Consider the following 21,097-nt stretch of genomic DNA (forward strand, 5'->3'; position numbering starts at 1 on the left):
TTGACTTAGTTATCATTAATTAAAATTTATGGGAGGTAAATTTTATGGAAATTTTTCATTGGAGTGAGGCGGATTTTACGCATAAAGAAGTGTGTATCCGCCCTATGTTGCAAAATAATTCTACTAGGGAGCTTCAAATTACAATTCCTAAAGAAGCTGTTTTAAAAGAACATCAAGCGCCTTATGAATTTAGTATTCAAGTATTAAGTGGGGAAATTTGGTTTGCTATTGATGAGAAAAAAGAGATTTTAAAACCATTAGATATGGTGTGTTTAGAAGCCTATCGCACACATTCAGTAGGTGCGATAGAAGATTCTATTGTAAGGGTTAGTCTTTCACAAAATGATACTCTAAGTAGAATTTATTCTATCATATCTCAAGGTTAGTGAGCTATTGCTTCACTAATCCCAACACCACTTTGTGCCCTAAAATCCTGTGCTAAAAATCCTTCTTTATCAAGCTTGGCTCTTTTGCTTCCATCAAGTTTTGAAATGATATAGATGAGAATAAAAGTAAGAGGCATTGAAAAAATTGCTGGATGATCATAAGGAAAAATTGCTTTTTCAAAACCAAAAGTTTTTTCCCAAATGCTAGGGCTTAACACAACAAGGCTAATTACCACAATTAAGCCAATGATACCACCAATAAAAGCACCTTTTGTTGTTAAATTTTTCCAATAAATGCTTAATAAAAGAATAGGAAAATTCACACTAGCAGCAATGGCAAATGCTAATCCTACCATAAAGGCTACATTTTGATCTTTAAAAATAATTCCTAAAAAAATTGCCAATATTCCAATTCCAATAGTTGCAATTTTTGTAACTTTCATCTCTAATTTTGCATCACATTGTCCATTTTTGCAAACATTTACAAAAAGATCATGGCTAATGGCTCCAGCACCAGAGATTGCAAGTCCAGAAACTACGGCTAAAATGGTGGCAAAAGCTACTGCACAGATAAATCCATAGAAAATATCTCCACCTATAACTTGTGCTAAAGTAACAGCCACCATATTTGTGATACCATTATAGCTTCCATCAGCATTAGTAAAATTAGGATTTCCAAGTAAAAGCGCAATCGCTCCAAACCCAATAATAAAGGTTAGAATATAAAAGTATCCAATTAATCCAGTAGCGTAAAATACAGACTTTCTTGCTTCCTTGGCATCTTTAACCGTAAAGAAACGCATAAGAATATGAGGAAGTCCAGCTGTCCCAAACATTAAAGCAATTCCTAAAGAGAGGGCAGAAATGGTATCAGGCAAGAATCCTCCAGGGAGCATAATTTTTTCACCTTGTGGGTGATGATTAATTGCTTGTGAAAAATAGTAACTTAAATCAAATTTTGTAAGATATAAAATCATAATAGCCATAAATGTAGCAGCTCCAAGCAATAAAATAGCTTTAATGATTTGAACCCAAGTTGTAGCATGCATTCCGCCAAATACTACATAGCAAATCATTAAAATCCCAACAATAACAACTGCAAAGGTATAGGGCAAACCAAAAAGAACTTGTATGAGCTGTCCAGCACCTACCATTTGAGCAATGAGATAAAAAACAATTACGCTTAATGCAGAGATGGCAGAAATGATTCTTATGGGTTTAGATTCTAATCTATAAGCAGTAATATCTGCAAAGGTAAATTTTCCTAAATTTCTAAATTTTTCTGCGATTAAAAAAAGAATAATAGGCCAACCTGCTAAAAATCCAATGGAATAAATAAGTCCATCAAAACCATTGGTAAAAACAAGAGCAGTAATACCTAAAAAGCTTGCTGCACTCATAAAATCTCCAGCAATGGCAGTGCCATTTTGCATACCAGTGATATTTCCTCCAGCTGTATAAAAACCACTTGCACTCTGAGATTTTTTATTAGAATAAAAAGTAATTCCTAAAGTTGCAAGGACAAAAATCACAAACATACTTACAGCAATAGGATTAAATTTGCTTTGTTGTACTTCTCCTAAATCTAATCCAGCAGCAAAAAGAGCACCCAAAGAACAAAGTAATAAAAAGAGTATTTTTTTCATAGCAAGCTCCTTATTTATAATCTATTTTTCCATCTTGCAAATCTTGCAATGCACCACTTTTTTCTAAATCTTCTAAAACTTCTTTTTGGACTTTGTCAAAATGTTTGTTAGCAAAAAATGTATAAAGTCCAGTGCTAATAATGCAAAGAAAGATTAAAAAGATTCCAAAAATAATTCCAAGAGTGATGGCACTAGGTCCTAAGCGATAACCTAAAATTTCAGGAAATAGTCCTATACCAAGCACAAAGATGTAATAACAAAATAATACAACCATAGAAAGAGTGAGTGAGACTTTATTTCTAAAAGTAACAAAATTTTTAAATTTTTCAATAGAATTTTCATAAAGTAACTTTTTATCCATAATACCACCTTTGTTTTTAAAATTAAAAGATAAATCTTTAAAGATATTGTTACAAATTTTCTATAAAAGTTTCTTGATGTGTAAAAATAATCTTTATAATTAGTGCTTATTTTGTTACTAAAATTAACAAATTATCCTTTATATTACAAATAGTAACATAAATATATAGAATAGATTTTTGGAAATGTCTAAAATAAATAAAATGTGAGGCTGTTAAGATATTTGCAGTAGATAATGATTTCTTTTTAAATTAAAAAGATTGGAAAGTTTATGCAAGATTATAAATTTAAAATCCACTTTTATTGGTAATAAAATTCTAAAATTAATCGTTGTATTGAAGTAGTTTTTGCTTGATTGTGTTTTTTAAAAGATTGCTAGAAGTATGTAGCTATGACTTTTTAAAGCTTATAAGGAGGGCAAAAAGTAAATATGCCAAATTGTTATATATTAAATCTATTTAAGTATGAAGTTATCACAAATCTTACAAGTTTTAAAATTAAATTACTTAATAGAGCTAACTCTTTTATTAGTAGAAAAACTAATTTGATTGACAGTAATATAAAAAGGGTTTTTTAAGGAGATATAGATTAATTTGTTTTTAGAAGTCTTCTAGGCGGGGGGGGGGCTATACGCACATAAAAGCTTCCGTTGATTTGATTGTTATCAATGAGATAGTCTCTAAAGTTTTTATAAAGTGTGTGATTAATTTTATATTTTTTAGCAGAACGCCAAAACTTATCTAAACTTCCTTGAAAAGTAAGTCCTTCAATATCATAAAATGCCTTTCCGCATACTTTAGTGGGGCATTTGTGCAAGAGTGCTGAAAGTCCTGTTGTGCTATTAATCACAACACAACCTAAAGCATTGTGTAAAAGTGTGGGCAAATAAGTATCATGCACATAAATAACCCTATTTGAAATATTATAACGGCGTGAGAGGCGTTTGATGAATTTTTTGTAGTTTCTATAACCCCTATCCATAGGATGATGTTTAATCACTAAGAAATGTTGAGGTTTGGAATATCTTGAAAAAGAAATAATAGTTCTTTTGATGAATTTTTCTATGCGTTTGCCATCAAAATGGTTTTTAATTTGAGTATCATTATGCACCTGCAAAACAGCTACAAAGTAATTTTGCCTTGAATCTTTAATGAGTTCATTGTCTTCCTTTTCGGTGATTTTATAAAATTGTTTTCTAAAAGCGGATAAAAACCATGGAAACATCTCTGTAAAGCTTAGGCTTCTATGGTGTAAGGAGTTATTGAAGAACCAACCTAACCAAAAAGAGAAAAACCAATAAAGAAAGCTAAAAAAAGCCATATTTCTAAAAGAATGGCGGATAGGTTTTTCTGTTCTTTTGTTGTTAATATGATAATTTAGATAAAAGTCGCTATTTTTTGGAATATTAGAAAAGGCATTAACTCCACCCTTTTCTAATGTGATGAAATTAGGGCGGATATAGCCTTCTTCAAACACAAAAATATCAATATCAAGTTTTTTGGCAACTTTTAGTGCGATTTTATGGATAGGGCGACAATCATTAAACATAATAAGGCAAGTAATGTTTTGTTTTTTGATTTTATCTTCTAAAAATGTAGCAAATTTATGGATAGGCTTTGTATAAGCATTGCCAAAAGGATAAAAAATAAAATCCCCCCCATTGAAATTAAGTTTAAAAACTTTAGAACCTCTTTTTTTGAGTGCTTTTCCAAAATAATAGAAAAAAGGTCCTACAGGACCTTGTAAAAGGAGGATATTCTTATGCTGTATTCTATCTAAAGCTTCCTTGAAAGTCATAAATTGGCAATACCTTAATTGTTGTTAATATCAAGAACAACTTTTGTTGCAATTGCAATTTGGTAAAGAATTTGTGTCAATACGCTTGTAATTTGTAATCCTCTTCCTGTTTCAATTGCTGGTAAAATTAGCAAAGAATCTCCAGGCTTTAAGCCAGGTGTATTAGAGAGAGCATACCAGCTTCCATTATAGCGTTCAGCTTTACCATTAGCACGGATAAGTAAGATTCTCTTTTTGTTAGCTCTTTCTGTGAAATCACCCGCAAGATTAATGTAGTATTGCAAACTTTTGCCCTCTTCATAAACAAAAGCCCCTGGTAATGCCACTTCTCCTTGCACTAATACAAGATTATTTTTAGCAGGGATATTGATAATATCTCCCTCTTCTAAGACTGTATTGTGGTAGGCGAGTTTGTTTTCAATAACGATTTGGCCTTTGGGTTCAATATTTTTGGCTCTCTCTATAAATTCTAGAACCATTTTAGAATGTGCACTTCGCATAGTAGCTTCTTGTGGGGTAACAGACGAAGAAGTGAGTGCTAGAGTTTCAAGTTCTTTTAGCTGTGCTTGGATAAGCTTTTTTTGTGTTAGAGCAACGCTTTTTCTATATACTTGAATAGCATCCATATTGGATTGATCGTTGGGTCTAATTTTGGCAACAACTTCAGCAAGTGTCGTGCCTTTTTTGACGACAAGCGAGTGGAGTCCATTGTGCTCCCCTTCAATCCTAATAGCAATCTTTTTAGCACTATAATCAGGTCTAAATTCTACTTCATCTCCTGCTTTTATAGTAACGCCTGCAAATTCTTCACTTTCATAAGAAGCCACTTCAATAGATCTATTTGCATTGTAAGATCGGATAGTAGCATGTGTGGTAGTAGGTTTAGCACCTGAAATGCGTGCTAAATCTTGCAGGGTTTTAATATCGTTTTTAAGCTCAAAGCGGAAAGGTTTTTGCACATTTCCACTTACATAAGCATAACTTTGTAAATTTTTAACCAAAATCACATCACCATTTCTAAAAGGGAAGAGCTTGATTTGTCCGCTAAGTAAGAAATTATAAAGATCAACTTGCAAAATGGGTTTATTATCACGCAAAACTTCAATATCTCTAAAGCTTCCATAATCTAAATTAATTCCTCCAGCTTTATCAATGTATTGCACGATAGAATCAGAGCTTAAACCTTGATAAAGCCCAGGTTTATTGACATTTCCAGTTACAAATACAGAAACATTTTGATATACATTCATATCTGCATAAATAAACACATTGTTTTTGTAGATTTTTGCAATGGAGCGTTTCAAAACTTTTACTAAATCTCCATTTCTTACACCTAAAACATTAATAGCACCAACATTTGGGATAAAAACATTGCCTTGAGAATCTACCATAAGTTCTTGGGTGAAATTTACAGCACCCCACATTCTAAAGTTTATTTTGTCTCCAACTGCAATTTTATAATCTGGATTATAGAGAGATTGGGAAGCTTTTGTGAAGTTTCCATTAAAAAGATGAGCTCCAAAGATAGGAGGTAAAATAGGCATTAGATTTGCATAAGAAGTTGTAGAGGGAGTTTGAAGATTTGTGTTTTGGGCTTGTTGTGTATTTTGAGAATTTTGCATATTGATGAGATTTGTGGCATTGGTTTGCGTATTTGTAGTTGCATTTGCGGTGGTGCCATTATAATCTTGTGGATAGTTTGTGTTTTGGTTTTCCACGCCAAAGATAGATGAAGTATCCACTGCACTTGCTAGATTAGAAAATACAAGCAAAAAAGCCAAATTTGTATGCAATAATTTTTTAAATAATGTCTTCATTAGTATCTATGCTCCTCTATGATCATTGCGATAAGTTTAATAATTCCATATAAAAGTGAAAGGATAACAAAAATTGTTAGGATATTATATAAAATTCTTGGATAAGTTGAATCTTGTGGCAAGTTTGCTCCTTGGATAATAACAAGTTGCTTGATTTTACGGCTTGATTCAATTCTTGTAGTTTCTACAGATGTGAGTGCTGTTGTATAGGCGTCTTGAGCAAATTTTGCTTCAATGCTTAAATCTTGAAATTTTGCCGCTAAATTATTTAAGCGTTTTGAATTTTTAGAAGAAACGATTTTAGCAGATTCTTTGTCTAGCTGTTGGTTTAAAGCTTTAATTTCAGATTTTAACATAATAATTTGGGGTGCATTTTCATTAAGATAGCTTTGCATAGTTGTTAGTTCGGCTTCTTTTTGGGCGATTTTACTTTCTATTTCATTGGTAAGTGAGGCTTTAGCTTCTGCTTGTTTTAGGGGATCAAATACGCCATAGCGTCCTTGAAATACTAAAAGATCGTTTTGTGCTTTTGAAAGTCTTTCTTTCGCTCTTAATAGCTCTTGTTCGGCAAATGCCATTTGTTCTCTTGCGGCTTTGTGAGAGATTTCATTTACAAATTTTTCAGATTGCATTAAAATGGTGTTAGCGATTTTTTGGGCATCTTCTTGTGTGAAGCCTTCTACTTCAACAGATAATAAACCTGAAGTTTGATCAAAGATGATTTTGGTGCGGTTTTGGAAAAATTTTAAAAAATCCTCTTGAGAACTTTCTTCTTTAAGTGAGTAAAAAGGATCTAGCCCTTGTTTTTGGTAAAGACTTTTAATGTCAATGCTATCTTGTAAGATATTTAGCATATCAAGTGAGTGGATATAGCTTTGTAAAAATAAAACATCTTCTCTAGCACCAGTATTAACACCAACAAGAGAGGCAAGTCCGCTAATTGGGGCAATATCTGAAGAGGAGGATCGCACACTCATAGTGATGGTGCTTACATATCTAGGAGCAGCAAAAAAGAGGTAATAGCAAATAACAGGTATCATTAAAACAAATACAATCTTAAAACTTTTAACAAAAGGTATAATACCTTTTGCTTGTAAAAGTGTGTCTTCTTTGTGGGTTGTCAATGTGCCTGCTTGCAATTTTGTTTTTTTAAATAGAGCTTTTAATTTGTTCATTTAGTTTCCTTGGTAGGCTTTAATGCCCTCATCAACATCATCATAAATTGTAATCTCCCCATTGTTTAAAAGAATAATTTTATCACACCAGCGTTTAATCTCACTTGCACTATGTGAAACTAAAATTACTTTTGAAGTGCTTAGCTTTTGTTCATAAAGAGCAACACTTTTCTTTTTAAATGAAGGATCTCCCACAGCACCTGCTTCATCAATGAGATAGTAATCAAAATCAAATGCCATACTCATTCCAAAAGATACGCGAGATCTCATACCAGAAGAAAGAACAGAAATTGGTTCATCAAAGAATTTTCCTATTTCTGCAAATTCCTCTACGAATTTGATTTTTTCTTTAAGTTCTTCTCCTTTGTAGCCATATACGCGGGTTAAGAATTTTATGTTATCTCTAGCTGTCATTGTGCCTTGAAAAAAAGCACCAAGACCTATAGGGAAAGAAATTTTTTTGTCTGTAATAACTTTGCCATAATCGGGCATATCCATTCCGCCCAAAATTCTCATAAGCGTGGATTTTCCAGCACCATTTCTGCCCATTAAGCCAATGCTACAGCCATCGGGAAATTCAACACTCAAATCTTTAAATACATAATGTCTTGTGCGGTTGCTTAAAAGATAAGACTTGGTAACATTTTGCAGTTTTATCATTTAATTTTTCCTAAGTATTTGTATCTAAAATAATAAATCCAAAGTGCCACAAATAATAAAATAACACCAAAGGAAAAAGGGTATAAAAAACCAATTCCTTGTGTAAGAGGATAACCTTCTGTATAGTTTTCTCTTAGCATTTCAAGAAGTTGCAGAATAGGATTATAAAGTAGGAGTTCTACGATATTTTGTGGTAAAATCCAAAGAGGGATAAGAACGGCAGAACCAAAATATAAGAGCATCATTCCATAATTGATGAAGATGGTTGAATATTCAACTTCTGTGCTTAAAAAAGCAAGGCATACTCCAAGTCCAAAGCCAAGTAAAGCCAAGCCCATAAAAGAGATTAGGACTTCTAGAAAATTAACAGGTAAAATTGCAAAATCTAAAAACCAACCAAAAACAGCCATAAAAATCACAAAGACTAAAAAATAAATACAAACTTCAAGCAACATTCTTGCAATGAAAATATAGATAGGTCTTACAGGTTTATAGGCTATTAAAGCACGGTTTGCATTAACGCCAGCCATAATTTGTGTAACAATGTTTCTAAACATAAAAAAAGGAACAAATCCAGTGATTAAAAACATTTCAATAGGCATTTGAGGAAGGGATCTAGCGCGAATCACGGTAAAAATTATGAGAAAAAAGATAATATGAGTCATAGGTTCACCAATTACCCAAAAGTATCCTAATCTTTTATTTTTGCCAAATCTTGTCTTTAGCTCACGTAAAAACAAAGCACTTATAATATGCGTCATTAACTCTCTAGCCTTTTTATTTTTTAGCGAATAAAATTTCTAGATTCTAACTTATTTAAGCTTATTAAAGCCTTTTTGCAATTAAAAAATTTGATATAATTTGTAAAATTAATTTTTTGGAGAGTTTTATGCGGATTGGTGTAATATTTTTGTTGTTTTTAATGGGGTGTTTAGCACAAGAAATACAAGAAAGTTCGCATAATAAAAAGCTTAAAATTTTAATCGTAGATGAAAAGATGAATATTATAAAAAGCATGCCTTTAAATGAGGGGGTTAAAGAAATTAGTTTAGAAGAATATGACAAATTGATACAAATTGATATTACAAGCCCTAAAAAAGAATTGCAAGCTTCTTTAAAAAATTCTAGTAGTGATCTGTTTAAAGAAGAGCTAAAAACCGCACTTGAAAATGAAGAGGACAAAATACAATCTATAGCTAAAAGCACATTATATGAAGAGAGGTTTGAACGCAATAGATTTATGGGAGATTTTTTAGGCTTTGAGCCTCATAAATTTAACTATATTTTACCAGCAAATATTAGCACAAATACCGAGCCTAATGAGGCAAAGAGGGTAGAGGCAAAATTCCAAATTAGTATTAAAAAACTTTTGTATGATGATTTATTTTTTAAAGATTTAGATTTTTATTTTGCCTACACTCAGCAAAGTTATTGGCAACTTTATGACAATGAAAATTCTCGCCCCTTTAGGGAGAGTAATTATGAGCCTAGTTTGTATCTTAGCTATCCTTTGGATAAAAAGTTTTTCTTTGATAGAGTGGATTTTGGTTATGTGCATCAAAGCAATGGAGGGGATTTGACAAAATCAAGGAGTTGGGATAGACTTTTTGTGGAAGGGATTTATAGTAAAGGTAATTTTGTGATGGGATTAAAAGCATGGTATAGAATTAAAGAGGATATTAATAAAGACGATAATCCAGATATACATAAATATTTAGGCTATGGGGATTTGACTTTAGCCTATCTTTATAATAAACATCTTTTTAGTGCAACTTTGCGTAATAATTTAAGGGCGGATAATAGAGGTTCAATCTTATTAGATTATTCCTATCCTATTTATAAAAACCTTTATTTGTATTTGCAATTTTTTAATGGATATGGAGAGAGTTTGAGTGATTATAACAATTCCATTAATCGTGTTGGAATTGGAATATTATTTAATAGATAAAATAAGGAAAAGTTATGAAAGAACAGGCAACAATACAATGTCCAAATTGTGGAAATGAAATTAATATTAGTGATATACTTTATAAACAACTACAACAGCAAATGGAAGAAGAATTTACCAAAAAACAAGAAGAATTTAGAGCAAAAACCACAAAAGAATTTGAAGAAACTATTAATAATCTAAGCAAAGAACTAAACGAAAAATCCAACCAAGTAAAAGAGCTAAACCAAGCAAAATTAGAGATTCAAAAACTAAATTTAGAAAAAAACGAATTAGAATCCAAAATTAAACTAGAAGCACAACAGCAATTTAACACACAATTACAACTAGAAAAAGAAAAAATTGCAAAAGATTTACAAGAGCAAAATGAATTAAAATTTAAACAAAAAGAAGAGCAATTAGAAGGGCTTAAAAAGAAGCTAGAAGAGGAGCAAACCCAACAAAAACAGCAAATGGAAGAAGAATTTACCAAAAAACAAGAAGAATTTAGAGCAAAAACCACAAAAGAATTTGAAGAAACTATTAATAATCTAAGCAAAGAACTAAACGAAAAATCCAACCAAGTAAAAGAGCTAAACCAAGCAAAATTAGAGATTCAAAAACTAAATTTAGAAAAAAACGAATTAGAATCCAAAATTAAACTAGAAGCACAACAGCAATTTAACACACAATTACAACTAGAAAAAGAAAAAATTGCAAAAGATTTACAAGAGCAAAATGAATTAAAATTTAAACAAAAAGAAGAGCAATTAGAAGGGCTTAAAAAGAAGCTAGAAGAGGCACAAAGGAAGGCAGAGCTAGGCTCTCAACAGCTTCAAGGAGAAGTGCAAGAGCAAGCTATTGAAGAGTATTTAAAAGCACAATTTCCTTTTGATAATATTTTGGAGGTTAAAAAAGGTGTTAGAGGAGGGGATTGTGTGCAAGTAGTGCATACAAGAGAAATGCAAAATTGTGGCAAGATTTATTATGAAAGCAAGAGGACAAAAGAGTTTCAAAGAGCTTGGATTGAAAAGTTTAAAGCTGATATGATAGAAAAAGGCGTGGATGTTGGGGTAATGGTAAGTGAAGTTTTGCCTAAAGAATTAGAAAGAATGGGGCTAATTGATGGGGTTTATATTTGCACTTTTGAAGAGTTTAAAGGGCTTTCACACATATTGCGTGAGGGGATTATTCAAATGCACTTGGTTAAAAAATCAGAAGAAAATAAAAGCGATAAAATGGGATTGCTCTACCATTATCTAACAAGCACAGAATTTAAAATGCAAATTGAATCGATTGTGGAGGGTTTTAGTCAAATGCAAAGTGATCTTGAGAGTGAAAAAAGAGCTATGCAAAGAATTTGGAAGCAAAGAGAAAAGCAAATAGAAAAAGTCCTAGAAAATACCATTGCAATGTATGGTTCTATTAAAGGAATTGCTGGAAATAGCATAGCAAGTGTAAAAAGCTTGGAGCTTGGAGCTTTTTTGGATAAAGGGCAGGGAAATTTACTAGAATAATTAAAAATATTAATCATAACTTATTATTTTGAAATAAAATATTTATCTCATAAAATATTAATTATTTTATTATATAATTCTTAACCATTTTTTATTTAAATTTTACTATTTAATTACAAAAGGTTATTAAAATATGGATAAAAAACAAACTAAAAAAAATTTTATTTTATGGTTTTTTATAGTTGATACTCTGCGGGGGGGGGGGGCATTTAGATTATTTAAAACTATTAATTATCTTCTTTTTATAAAAATAAACAAATTTTATTCTATTTACTTAATATAAATTGGTATAGATTTTATGGGTATATAATTTTTAAAAAAGGTATTTTATGAAATCAATGCATTTAAGGACAAAATTAATTATTATTGGCGTGAGTATATTGGTTATTATAGGTATTTTAATATTTTTTTTGGAAGATACAAGTGGATTAGAAAATGAGGCGAGATATTTACAAAATGAAAGTGTAAAATTAGCAAATAAAATGCAAGAGAGAGCTTTGCAATCTACGCAAACTTCACAAGATGAAATGTTTTTAAAAGATAGCAAGAGTAATAAGCAAATTCTTTTGGGAACTTTTAAAAATTTGCTAGATTCTAGTGAAAACATTAAATTTTCTTATCTTTATATGCCTAATGAAGATTCGATGATTATTGCAAAAAAATCAGATGATAAGCAAAATGTGCTACTTGCAAAAGCACAAAAAGAAGCAGTGGATTTTCATTCTATTGAAGAAAGTATAAAAAGCAAAAAGCTTTCCTATGGAGATTTAGAAGAGTTTGATATTAAAGGTAATAAGATTTTTGGTAGGAATATAGTTACTCCTATTTTAAATGAAAAAAACGAGGTTGTTGCACTATTGGGAACTATTGTGAATTTAAATCAGGGTGCAAAAGGAAGCGATAAAGAAAGTAAGGATAATTATTTTAGAAAGATGGATGATTATTTGGATGATTTTAGTGTTAAAAAATATGAATTTTGGAAATATTTAAAAGGCTATAATTTTTGGCAGGAATTTAAAGGCTTTTTGTGTAGATATTGTAATATGTTTGATTAAAATAAAATCAAAGTTTAATGAAAACTATCATTTTGGTATAAAATTTAAAAGTGTTGAATTAAAATGTAGTAGCAAAACATTAAGTTTAGAAAATAAAATTGTTATTAAGAATTTAAATCCTAATTTTGCAGGGGAGGGGAGGATTTTAGATTGTTTATAGGGGTTAATTATCCACTTTTTCTTCTATGAGATAAAATTTATTCTATCTTCTTGAAATGAGCCAAATGTAATTTTTATTTGTATAAATTTTAAAAATTCTAAAAAATGTATATGAAATCATTGCGTTTAGAGCGAAATTAACAATAATAGTTAGTGTAGTTGTGTTTGTTATTATGGGTGTTTTAACTATGCTTGTATCTTTAAAAACTTCAAGCAACTTATAGAGTGAAGCACAAGATTAGCAAATAGGGTGCAAGGAGTAATTTTGCAATCTTTTGTGGTTGTTATGGTTTTAAGAGGGTGTTAGGGTTTCTATGAATTTAAATAGTAAGTGGAATTATTAAAGTTATAAAATTTATACAAAAACTTTTAAAGTTTTATGCTAAAACATCTATAGAACTACCAATGAAAATCTTAAATCTAAGATGAAGCACTATAAAATTCCTCCAAAATTTTTAAGAATTCATTGAGATATATTTTGTAATAGATACATAAAATAGGCTTGCCCATAGCTAATTCCCCCATCATTGCATGGGATTTGATGGTTTAGATAGACTTTAAAGGGTGCAAGTTCTTTTATGGTAAGTTCGCTTAAGAGTGCATTAGCAAAGCAGCCCCCACTTAAAGCTATGCTTACTTTTTCTTTTGTAGCGTGGCAAATCACTTCTTTAATGACTTTTGCTAGAGTATAGTGGAAATTAAGTGCAATTTGTTCTAGTGGAATTTTATTTAAATCTTTTGTGATTTGTTTTATCATAGTGTGCCAATGCACTATGCCATTTTCAAAGCTAAAAGAATAGGGGATAGCTTTGGTTTTGCATTCCATTACTAAAGATTGCAAAATGCTTCCAGCCTCACCCTCATAGCTATTATTTTTACAAACTCCTAAAATTGCTCCTACCATATCAAAAAGCCTTCCCACAGAAGAGCAGATGGGTGTGATTTTAGAAAAATGTAAAGAGTAAAAAACCTCTAATTCTTCTTTGCTAAATTCTTTTAAAAGTGGAAGTTTTAAAGTTGTATAATCTTCTTGAAAACTTGCAAATAAGCCTTCTAGTCCAAGCCTTCTAATATCTTTGATGGCATTTTCCCCACCTAAAAGTTTAAAAGGAGCAAAAGAGCCAATTCTTTTGAATTCTAAAGGTGTTTTAGGATTCCATTCTAAAAATTCTCCCCCCCAAATTTTACCATCACTTCCATATCCAGTGCCATCAAAAATCACTCCAATTGTTTTGTTTTGGATTTGATTTTCAGCAATATTTGAAAGAAGATGAGCAAAATGGTGTTGCACTTCTATGCTTTGTTTGCCTTCTAAAAGATTGCGTTGGTGGTAGCGTGGGTGCAAATCAAGCACATAAGTTTTTGGAGTGCTTTTGTAGGTTTTGCTAAAAAGTTCTAGTGTGTTTTTGAAATTTAAAAAAGTATCTAGCGTGTTTAAATCCCCAAGATGTGGGCTAAGTAAGGTTCTATGTGAATGGCAAAAGCAAAAAGTAGATTTTTGCTCCGCACCTAAAGAGGCAAAATCTTCTTTAGTTTCTATTTTGCAAAGGGTGCTAATATCTAGTGCATAGCCTCTAGCCCTGCGTAAAATTTGTTCTTTGCCATCAATAATTTGCACCAAAGAATCATCTATGGCATTTAAAATATCACGGTTATAAAAAAGCACCCCATCACATACGCAAGAAAGTTTTTTACTAAGTTCGCTAAAGTTTTTAATAATAGGTTCTCCACTTAAATTTGCACTTGTAAAGATGAGAGGATTTTTAAATTCTCTTAAAAGCAGGTGGTGTATAGGGCTATAGGGTAAAATCACTCCTAGAGTTTTTAAAGAGGGTGCAATTACATCTAAAGGGAGCAAATTTGCTTCTTTTTTTAGTTTGCGTGAAAGTAAAATGGGGGCTTTAGGGGAGCTAAGAAGTGTAATTTCTTCTTCTTGTAAGTCTAGTATTTCTTGTAATTTAGAAATATTTTCAAACATTAAAGCAAAAGGCTTAGATTTACGATTTTTACGCTCTCTTAAGCGTTTTATAGCTTCTTTATTGTAAGCATCACAAACTAGAGCATACCCTCCTATACCCTTTAGAGCAAGAATTTCCCCCCTTTTTAGTGCCGCAATAGCTTCTTGCAAAGGATTTTCTTGCAAAGGAAGGGAGATTTTAGAATCTAAAAGATCTGTATTTTTAAGTTCTTTTGTAAAATAAAGCTTTGGACCACATTCTTTGCAACAATTAATTTCAGAATGGAATCTTCTAGAATTTATATCTTCATATTCTTCTTTGCAGGTTTTACACATTTTAAAATCTCTCATAGAGGTTTTTTCTCTATCGTAGGGGAGAGAATGGATAAGACTATAACGCCCACCACAATTTGTGCAACTTATGAAAGGATATAAATAACGCCTATCTTTTGGATTTAAAAATTCTTTTAAACATTCTTTGCATAATGCAATATCAGCAGGAATAATTGCAGTTTTTTTGTCTAAATCTTGACTTTTTAGGATTTGAAAATCACAAAAATCTTCATAAGATGGGATATTTTGTTTATGAAATTTTTGAATGAGGGCGGCTTTTGGAGGATTGTTTAAGAGTGTATTACAAAAATCTTCAAGTTTTTTTGTATCTTTGTTTTGAGCGATAATTAAAACACCCTTAGAATTGTTTAGACAATAGCCTTTAATGCCATATTTTAAAGCCATTTTTTGCACGAAAGGACGAAAACCTACACCTTGGACAATTCCTTCAATTTGTATTTTTAGCATTTTTACACTTTTTGGAAAATTTTAGCCTAGATTGTATCTAAAATCTTTTAAAGCGAGTTTGAAAAGTAAAGGCTACTTTTATTAAAATTGTTTTAAAAAGTATCTAAGCCTAACTAGACTTAGATAAAGTAGAAAAATTAAGCATTAATAGCGTTTTTGATACCCTCTTCAATAAGAGCTTTAGAATCAGGCTCTACTAAACGCTCACCCACTTCTACTCCATTCTTGTAGAAAATCAAAGTAGGAATTCTTCTTACTTTTAGTTCATCTTTTAGGGCTTCTTCCTCATCTGCCATAATTGCATAAAACTTTACATCTTTACTATAATCTTGTGCTAGCATTCCCATAATAGGTTCAATTTTTCTGCAATCAGGACACCAAGGAGCTCCAATGGCTACTAGAGTTACACCCTCTTTAATTGCATTAGAAAAAGTTTCTTTTGTTAGTTTTTCCATCATTTTTAATCCTTTTATTAAAATTACTCTGTAATTGTTAGCAAATTTTACTTAAATTATCTAAAAGTTTAAAAAATCTTGTAACTTTGTTACGCTAAACTTACAAAATTAACCCTTAAACAGAATATAAAATGTCTTTAGAGGTATTATTATGAGATTTACATAATTTTAACAACTATAAATGTAGTTATCATAGGAGCTTATAAGGGTAAGATATTAGGTTATTTTGTAAGCATTTATAATTATTTAAAGATTAATTGTATTTTATGCCCTTATCTCCTTATCTTTACTCTTTAACACTTCTTTTAAAATACCATCACTTTTAGTTTCTATATAAGGATTATTCGTTAAATTCAATCCTCTTTTATTTTGTAATTCTTGATTTTCTTTTTCTAGCTTTTCTCTTTGTTCTAACATATCAAAAAAGCTTTGTGTGCTATCAAGATTAGAACTTAAAGAAGTTAAGAGTTCGTTGGTAGAATGGTATTTAAAGGAAAATGAAGAGGCACTTAATATATCATTTCCTTTCCAAGACACTGTAAAATCGTCAATCTTGTAAGAATTGCCTATTTCTCCTCCTAAAGTATACAAGTATCTTTGGGTGGTTTGAAGATCTTTTTGAATACTTTCTTTTTGTTCTTTGGGTAAAACATTGTAGAATTCGGCAAGTTTAAAAAAACTTTCAAAACTATCTGCTAAACTACTATCAGAACCTTGTTGAATATAGAGTTGTCCTTTTTGATTTGTATCTTCTGTATTATTTAACAATGTTTCAATAAGTTCTTGATTGTTTGTATTTTTTGTATTATCTCTTGTCAGTTTTAAAGTTGTGATTAAATTTTGATGACTTATATTGCTATCTTGAAGAGCGTTCATTAGAAATTTCGCATCATTTAGCATTTCTTGAAATTCTTTGCTGTCTTCTTTTTTTGTTTTGTAAACATTTTGTAGGATATCGTAAACTTTATCAAGTAAAATATTTTTTGAGATTTCAAATTCATCCTTTGAAGGCATAGAAACATTGTCTTTTAAATATTGTATTTTTTTTAATTTATTTTCAAGTTGGGTGTTGCCATCTTCTAGTGTGGCAATAAATTCTGGAGGTGTTGGATGTGTATAAGGTTCAGAAAGGAGAGTTTTTATTTTTTGTTTTACATCTTGATTGTTATCTTGATAATTGCTTTGTTCTTGTGAGATAAAAACATCATCTTGAGTATTAGAAGCTTTAGGGTTAGAAGTCTTATATAGGCTTGTGTAAGCCCCATTTAAAACATAATTGTTATAAGTATTAGATACACTTGCCATTGCTAAACCCCTTTATTATGATTTATTTATAAAGGAGTAAGCAAAAAGCATTCCTTATCTAAAATATTTAATATTGGCTTTGTCTGATTTTATCCAGCTAGATACATTGCTCAAATTGTTAATTCTAGTTTGAGCATCTTTATATAAATCACGCATATGAATATAGTCGTTTTTATTGATAGCGACAATTTTTACTGAAATTTTGTTAGTTCTGAAGTTGTAAGTGGTTTCAACTGCTCCAATCTCATTGGGTAGTAAATTAATATAAATCGAATCAATATAATTTTCTAAGGTAATTGGGTAATATGCTGTATAGCGTATATTTTGTCCAGAATTATTAACTACTCCATATTGTTTGATAAATTTTCTATTCACATACGCCCCTCCCACAATCTCATTCATTTCTTGATTGCTAAGAGCTTTCACCCCTAATGAACTTTCATTAGCTTTTCCATTAGTAGCAAGAGAGATTAAGTCTGTTGCATTGGCTCCACTTATAAGTCCTAAAGCTATAAGACTACCACATAACAATTTTTTCATTGTAACTCCTTGTAAAATATAAGATACAAATTCATTCTATCTAAAGCTTAATCATAAAACAACTATATTATGATTAAGTTATTAGTTTTTATAGGATTGTTTCTAAATAACTCACTTTAAGAAAATTAAACTCCAGTATGGTTTGTTTTAAAGAAGAAAAAGGATATTTATAGCAAGAAAAGATAGAAAACCCCCTATTATTAAAAAACTAGAATTCCCCAATAGGAGCTTCTTTAAATAGCCCCTATGCTTTTATCTCCTTATCTTTACTCTTTAACACTTCTTTTAAAATACCATCACTTTTAGTTTCTATATAAGGATTATTGACTAAATTCAATCCTCTTTTATTTTGCAATTCTTGATTTTCTTTTTCTAGCTTTTCTCTTTGTTCTAACATATCAAAAAAGTTTTGTGTGCTATTAAGATTAGAACTTAGAGAAGTTAAGAGTTCGTTGGTGGGTTTGTTTAAATACAATAGAGAGATTTGCATTGTCATTAAGTGGATTTGTTCCATTCCAAGAAAAATTATAATCTTTTAAATAGAAAGAATTTTTATAATATGAGGGTTGATAACTTGCTATAATTTTAAGTGATTTTTGGATTTCTTCTTGATCTTGTTTGGAAAAATAATTTATTGTTTCGCTAAAGGTGTTAATTAATGTATCACCAATACCTGATGAGTGAAACATATACATTCCTAATTGCTCTTTAAAATCGTTCTGCGTTTGCTTGTTTTGTAGCATATTATCAAGTGTATTGAAAATATTATTTGCATACTGATTTTGATTGTCTTTGGCTTCTAGAAAAATATTTTTATTATTTAGTATCCTTTCAATTGTTTGTTTGTGATTTAGATTGTCTTCTTGATATAAATTGATTACTAAAATATCTAATTGTTCCCATAGATAATCTTCTGCTTTCTTGTATTCTGTATCTGAAATTTTATTCTTTTCGTCAATTTTTGAATAGATATTATTTCTAAAAGTGTCCTGTCTTTTAATTTCCTCTTCTGTTAGGGGATGATTGGCGATATTATAAGTTTCATCATTTAATATTTTTTTAATAATCTCTTCTTTTTGTTCTGTAGTAAGTCTTTTTTGCCCTTTATTGTCATCTTGTATGGGAATAAAAACATCATCTTGAGTATTAGAAGTTTTAGGATTAGAAGTCTTATATAGGCTTGTGTAAGCCCCATTTAAAACATAACTGTTATAAGTATTAGATACACTTGCCATTGCTAAACCCCTTTATTATGATTTATTTATAAAGGAGTAAGCAAAATCTATACCTTTTTTAAAACTAAACTTTTAAAATAGATTTAAAACACAATAATATCTAAGCAATGTTTGTAAAAACTGCTTGGACATCATCATCATCTTCGATTCTGTCTAAAAGTTTTTCAATATCTACTAGCTGTTCTTCGCTAAATTCTACAGGATTATTCGCAATTCTCTCTAGTGCTGCTTTTTTAACTTCTAATCCTAGTTCATCTAAAGCATTGGCTAAAGTTCCAAAACTTGTATAATCTCCATAAATATGCACTATATCTTCCTCAACCTCAAGACTTTCTAAACCCGCATCTATTAAATTTAGCTCAAAATCCTCTAAATCAGAAATTCCACTTTTTGATACTTCAAAATGTGCCTTTCTTGAAAACATAAATTCTAAAGAATTATTAGTTAGCATTGTCCCACCAAATTTATTGGCATAGCTTTTTAGGTTAGCCACGGTTCTTGTGGTATTATCAGTGGCACATTCTACAAAAAACAATGCACCATGTGGAGCTTTAATCTCATAATTTACCTCATGGATTTCTATTCCATCTTTCCCTAAAGCTCTTTTGATAGCTGCTTCAATATTATCTTTTGGCATATTTTGTGCCTTGGCTGCTAGAATCGCGGTTCTAAGCTTAGAGTTCATATCAGGATCGCCACTTCCTCCTTCTTTAACTGCAATACTAATTGCTTTACCTAATTTAGGAAAAAGTTTTGACATTTTATCCCAACGCTTTTCTTTACTAGCTCTTCTATATTCAAATGCTCGTCCCATAAAACCTCTTTTATAAAATTTTTGTAATTATAAACTAAAATATCTTATTGGTGATAATTTGGTGCTTCTTTTGTAATCATTACATCATGCACATGTGATTCTCTTAAGCCACTTTGTGTGATTTGCACAAATTCGGCTCTTTCCCATAAAGTCGGAATATCACAAGAGCCTAAATAGCCCATAGAAGATCGCAAACCTCCTAGCATTTGATGCACAACATCAGCAATTTTTCCGCGATAAGGAACTCTACCTTCAATGCCTTCAGGAACAAGTTTTTCTTGTGCAGTGCCTTCTTGGAAGTATCTATCTGCACTCCCTTTATTCATAGCGCCTAAACTTCCCATTCCACGATAGCTTTTGTATTGCCTTCCTTGGAAGATTATGCTCTCACCTGGAGTTTCTTCTGTCCCTGCCAACATACTTCCTATCATTACAGAGCTAGCTCCCGCACCAAGAGCTTTTGCAATATCTCCAGAATATTTTATTCCACCATCAGCTATAAGCGGAACCCCTTCTTTATGACAGATTTTAGCCACATCATCAATTGCACTAATTTGAGGCACACCAACACCCGCAACAATTCTTGTGGTGCAGATACTGCCAGGTCCAATTCCAACCTTAACTCCATCAGCTCCTGCATCAATTAAAGCTTTAGCTGCTTCTTGTGTGGCGATATTTCCAGCAATCACATCTACAACAAGATTTTTCTTGATTTCTTTTAGTGTTTCAATAATACCTTTGCTATGTCCATGTGCAGAATCTAGCACCAAAACATCTACCCCTGCATCTACAAGAGCTTTAGCTCTTTCATATTGGAAAACACCAATGGCAGCACCTACGCGTAATCTTCCAAAATCATCTTTATTGGAATTTGGGTATTCAATGCGTTTTTGAATATCTTTAATGGTAATTAAACCTTTTAAAATACCTTGTTCATTAACAATAGGCAACTTTTCAATTTTGTGTTTATTCATAATATCTCTTGCTTCTTCTAAGCTAGTCCCAACTTTACCAGTAATAAGTGGTGCTTTTGTCATTAAGTCTTTTACGGGGCGGTGCAAATTTGTTTCAAAACGCATATCACGATTGGTTAAAATACCGATTAAAGCTCCATTGCTATCTACCACAGGAACGCCAGAGATTTTATAGTTATCTGTAATAGCTTGTGCTTGCATAAGTGTCGCCTCAGGGCTTATGAAGATAGGATCAATAATTACTCCACTTTCGCTTTTTTTTACTTTTTTGATTTGTGCTACTTGTGAGTTAATATCCATATTTTTATGAATGATACCAATCCCTCCTAGTCTTGCCATAGCAATAGCAGTTTTGTATTCTGTAACTGTATCCATAGCAGCAGAAACTAAAGGGACATTTAAAGGGATATTTTTGGAAAGTTTTGTATTTAGGGAAACTTCTTTAGGCAGTATTTCAGAGTAAGCAGGGACTAATAATACATCTTCAAAAGTTAAGGCTTGTGTTCTAATTTTCATG

The 21,097-nt window shown here is 31.1% G+C and carries 19 protein-coding genes; 4 read left to right on the forward strand and 15 right to left on the reverse strand.

What is annotated here, in order from left to right; translation table 11 throughout:
* Nucleotides 1–44 precede the first annotated feature (44 nt).
* Nucleotides 45–386, forward strand: coding sequence for a cupin domain-containing protein (locus tag B6S12_RS00955; RefSeq protein WP_111228952.1), 342 nt, complete (start codon nt 45–47; stop codon nt 384–386).
* Here the strand turns inward: B6S12_RS00955 and B6S12_RS00960 are convergent.
* The 7 genes from B6S12_RS00960 to kpsM form a co-directional block, all read right to left on the reverse strand.
* Nucleotides 383–2,032, reverse strand: a complete 1,650-nt coding sequence (locus tag B6S12_RS00960; RefSeq protein ID WP_111228953.1) for a cation acetate symporter — start codon at nt 2,030–2,032, stop codon at nt 383–385. The genes B6S12_RS00955 and B6S12_RS00960 overlap by 4 nt on opposite strands.
* 10 nt (nt 2,033–2,042) lie before the next feature.
* Nucleotides 2,043–2,393 carry a DUF485 domain-containing protein gene (locus B6S12_RS00965; RefSeq protein ID WP_111228954.1) on the reverse strand — a complete coding sequence of 117 codons (351 nt, stop codon included), beginning with the start codon at nt 2,391–2,393 and terminating at the stop codon, nt 2,043–2,045.
* 587 nt (nt 2,394–2,980) lie between these two features.
* Entirely contained in the window at nt 2,981–4,189 is a 1,209-nt protein-coding gene (gene kpsS, locus B6S12_RS00970; RefSeq protein ID WP_111228955.1) for a capsule polysaccharide modification protein KpsS, read from the reverse strand.
* 14 nt (nt 4,190–4,203) lie between these two features.
* The gene (locus B6S12_RS00975; RefSeq protein WP_425454649.1) at nt 4,204–6,006 is read right to left on the reverse strand and encodes a polysaccharide biosynthesis/export family protein; all 1,803 of its coding nucleotides are present in this window, start codon (nt 6,004–6,006) and stop codon (nt 4,204–4,206) included.
* Entirely contained in the window at nt 6,006–7,181 is a 1,176-nt protein-coding gene (locus B6S12_RS00980; RefSeq protein ID WP_111228956.1) for a KpsE/RkpR family capsule polysaccharide export protein, read from the reverse strand. Before B6S12_RS00980 ends, B6S12_RS00975 begins: the two co-directional genes overlap by 1 nt.
* Nucleotides 7,182–7,841: an ABC transporter ATP-binding protein gene (locus B6S12_RS00985; protein ID WP_111228957.1), complete on the reverse strand. Its 660-nt coding sequence runs from the start codon at nt 7,839–7,841 to the stop codon at nt 7,182–7,184.
* On the reverse strand, nt 7,838–8,602 hold the full coding sequence (gene kpsM / locus B6S12_RS00990) for a capsule polysaccharide transporter KpsM (RefSeq protein ID WP_111228958.1): 765 nt from the start codon (nt 8,600–8,602) through the stop codon (nt 7,838–7,840). The genes B6S12_RS00985 and kpsM overlap by 4 nt, the downstream gene beginning before the upstream one ends.
* A 128-nt stretch (nt 8,603–8,730) precedes the next feature.
* On the opposite strand from kpsM, the gene B6S12_RS00995 reads away from it, so the two are divergent.
* The 3 genes from B6S12_RS00995 (at nt 8,731) to B6S12_RS01005 (ending at nt 12,340) form a co-directional block, all read left to right on the forward strand.
* Nucleotides 8,731–9,789, forward strand: a complete 1,059-nt coding sequence (locus tag B6S12_RS00995; RefSeq protein WP_111228959.1) for a phospholipase A — start codon at nt 8,731–8,733, stop codon at nt 9,787–9,789.
* A 14-nt stretch (nt 9,790–9,803) separates the two neighbouring features.
* A complete protein-coding gene (locus tag B6S12_RS01000) occupies nt 9,804–11,285 on the forward strand; it encodes a DUF2130 domain-containing protein (RefSeq protein WP_111228960.1) in 1,482 nt (493 codons plus the stop codon).
* A gap of 329 nt (nt 11,286–11,614) precedes the next feature.
* Complete coding sequence (locus tag B6S12_RS01005; RefSeq protein WP_111228961.1) at nt 11,615–12,340, forward strand: hypothetical protein; 726 nt, start codon at nt 11,615–11,617, stop codon at nt 12,338–12,340.
* Nucleotides 12,341–12,962: 622 nt separating this feature from the next.
* Here B6S12_RS01005 and hypF read toward each other — a convergent pair.
* From hypF to guaB, 8 genes are all read right to left on the reverse strand, one after another.
* On the reverse strand, nt 12,963–15,257 hold the full coding sequence (gene hypF, locus B6S12_RS01010) for a carbamoyltransferase HypF (RefSeq protein ID WP_111228962.1): 2,295 nt from the start codon (nt 15,255–15,257) through the stop codon (nt 12,963–12,965).
* 137 nt (nt 15,258–15,394) lie between these two features.
* A complete protein-coding gene (locus tag B6S12_RS01015; RefSeq protein WP_281267875.1) occupies nt 15,395–15,730 on the reverse strand; it encodes a thioredoxin family protein in 336 nt (111 codons plus the stop codon).
* Between the two features lie 246 nt (nt 15,731–15,976).
* The gene (locus tag B6S12_RS01020; RefSeq protein ID WP_111228964.1) at nt 15,977–17,017 is read right to left on the reverse strand and encodes a hypothetical protein; all 1,041 of its coding nucleotides are present in this window, start codon (nt 17,015–17,017) and stop codon (nt 15,977–15,979) included.
* Between the two features lie 54 nt (nt 17,018–17,071).
* The gene (locus B6S12_RS01025) at nt 17,072–17,557 is read right to left on the reverse strand and encodes a hypothetical protein (protein ID WP_245892458.1); all 486 of its coding nucleotides are present in this window, start codon (nt 17,555–17,557) and stop codon (nt 17,072–17,074) included.
* A gap of 244 nt (nt 17,558–17,801) precedes the next feature.
* Nucleotides 17,802–17,954 (reverse strand): hypothetical protein, encoded by a 153-nt coding sequence (locus B6S12_RS10985; protein WP_181450912.1) that lies wholly within the window; start codon nt 17,952–17,954, stop codon nt 17,802–17,804.
* A gap of 28 nt (nt 17,955–17,982) precedes the next feature.
* Nucleotides 17,983–18,792: a hypothetical protein gene (locus tag B6S12_RS01035; protein ID WP_111228966.1), complete on the reverse strand. Its 810-nt coding sequence runs from the start codon at nt 18,790–18,792 to the stop codon at nt 17,983–17,985.
* Nucleotides 18,793–18,892: 100 nt separating this feature from the next.
* Nucleotides 18,893–19,606, reverse strand: a complete 714-nt coding sequence (locus B6S12_RS01040) for a YebC/PmpR family DNA-binding transcriptional regulator (protein WP_111228967.1) — start codon at nt 19,604–19,606, stop codon at nt 18,893–18,895.
* 44 nt (nt 19,607–19,650) lie between these two features.
* A complete protein-coding gene (guaB, locus tag B6S12_RS01045; protein WP_111228968.1) occupies nt 19,651–21,096 on the reverse strand; it encodes an IMP dehydrogenase in 1,446 nt (481 codons plus the stop codon).
* Nucleotide 21,097 lies beyond the last annotated feature (1 nt).

Origin of the sequence: Helicobacter valdiviensis, assembly GCF_003245365.1 — a bacterium.
In the GTDB taxonomy this organism is placed as follows: domain Bacteria; phylum Campylobacterota; class Campylobacteria; order Campylobacterales; family Helicobacteraceae; genus Helicobacter_D; species Helicobacter_D valdiviensis.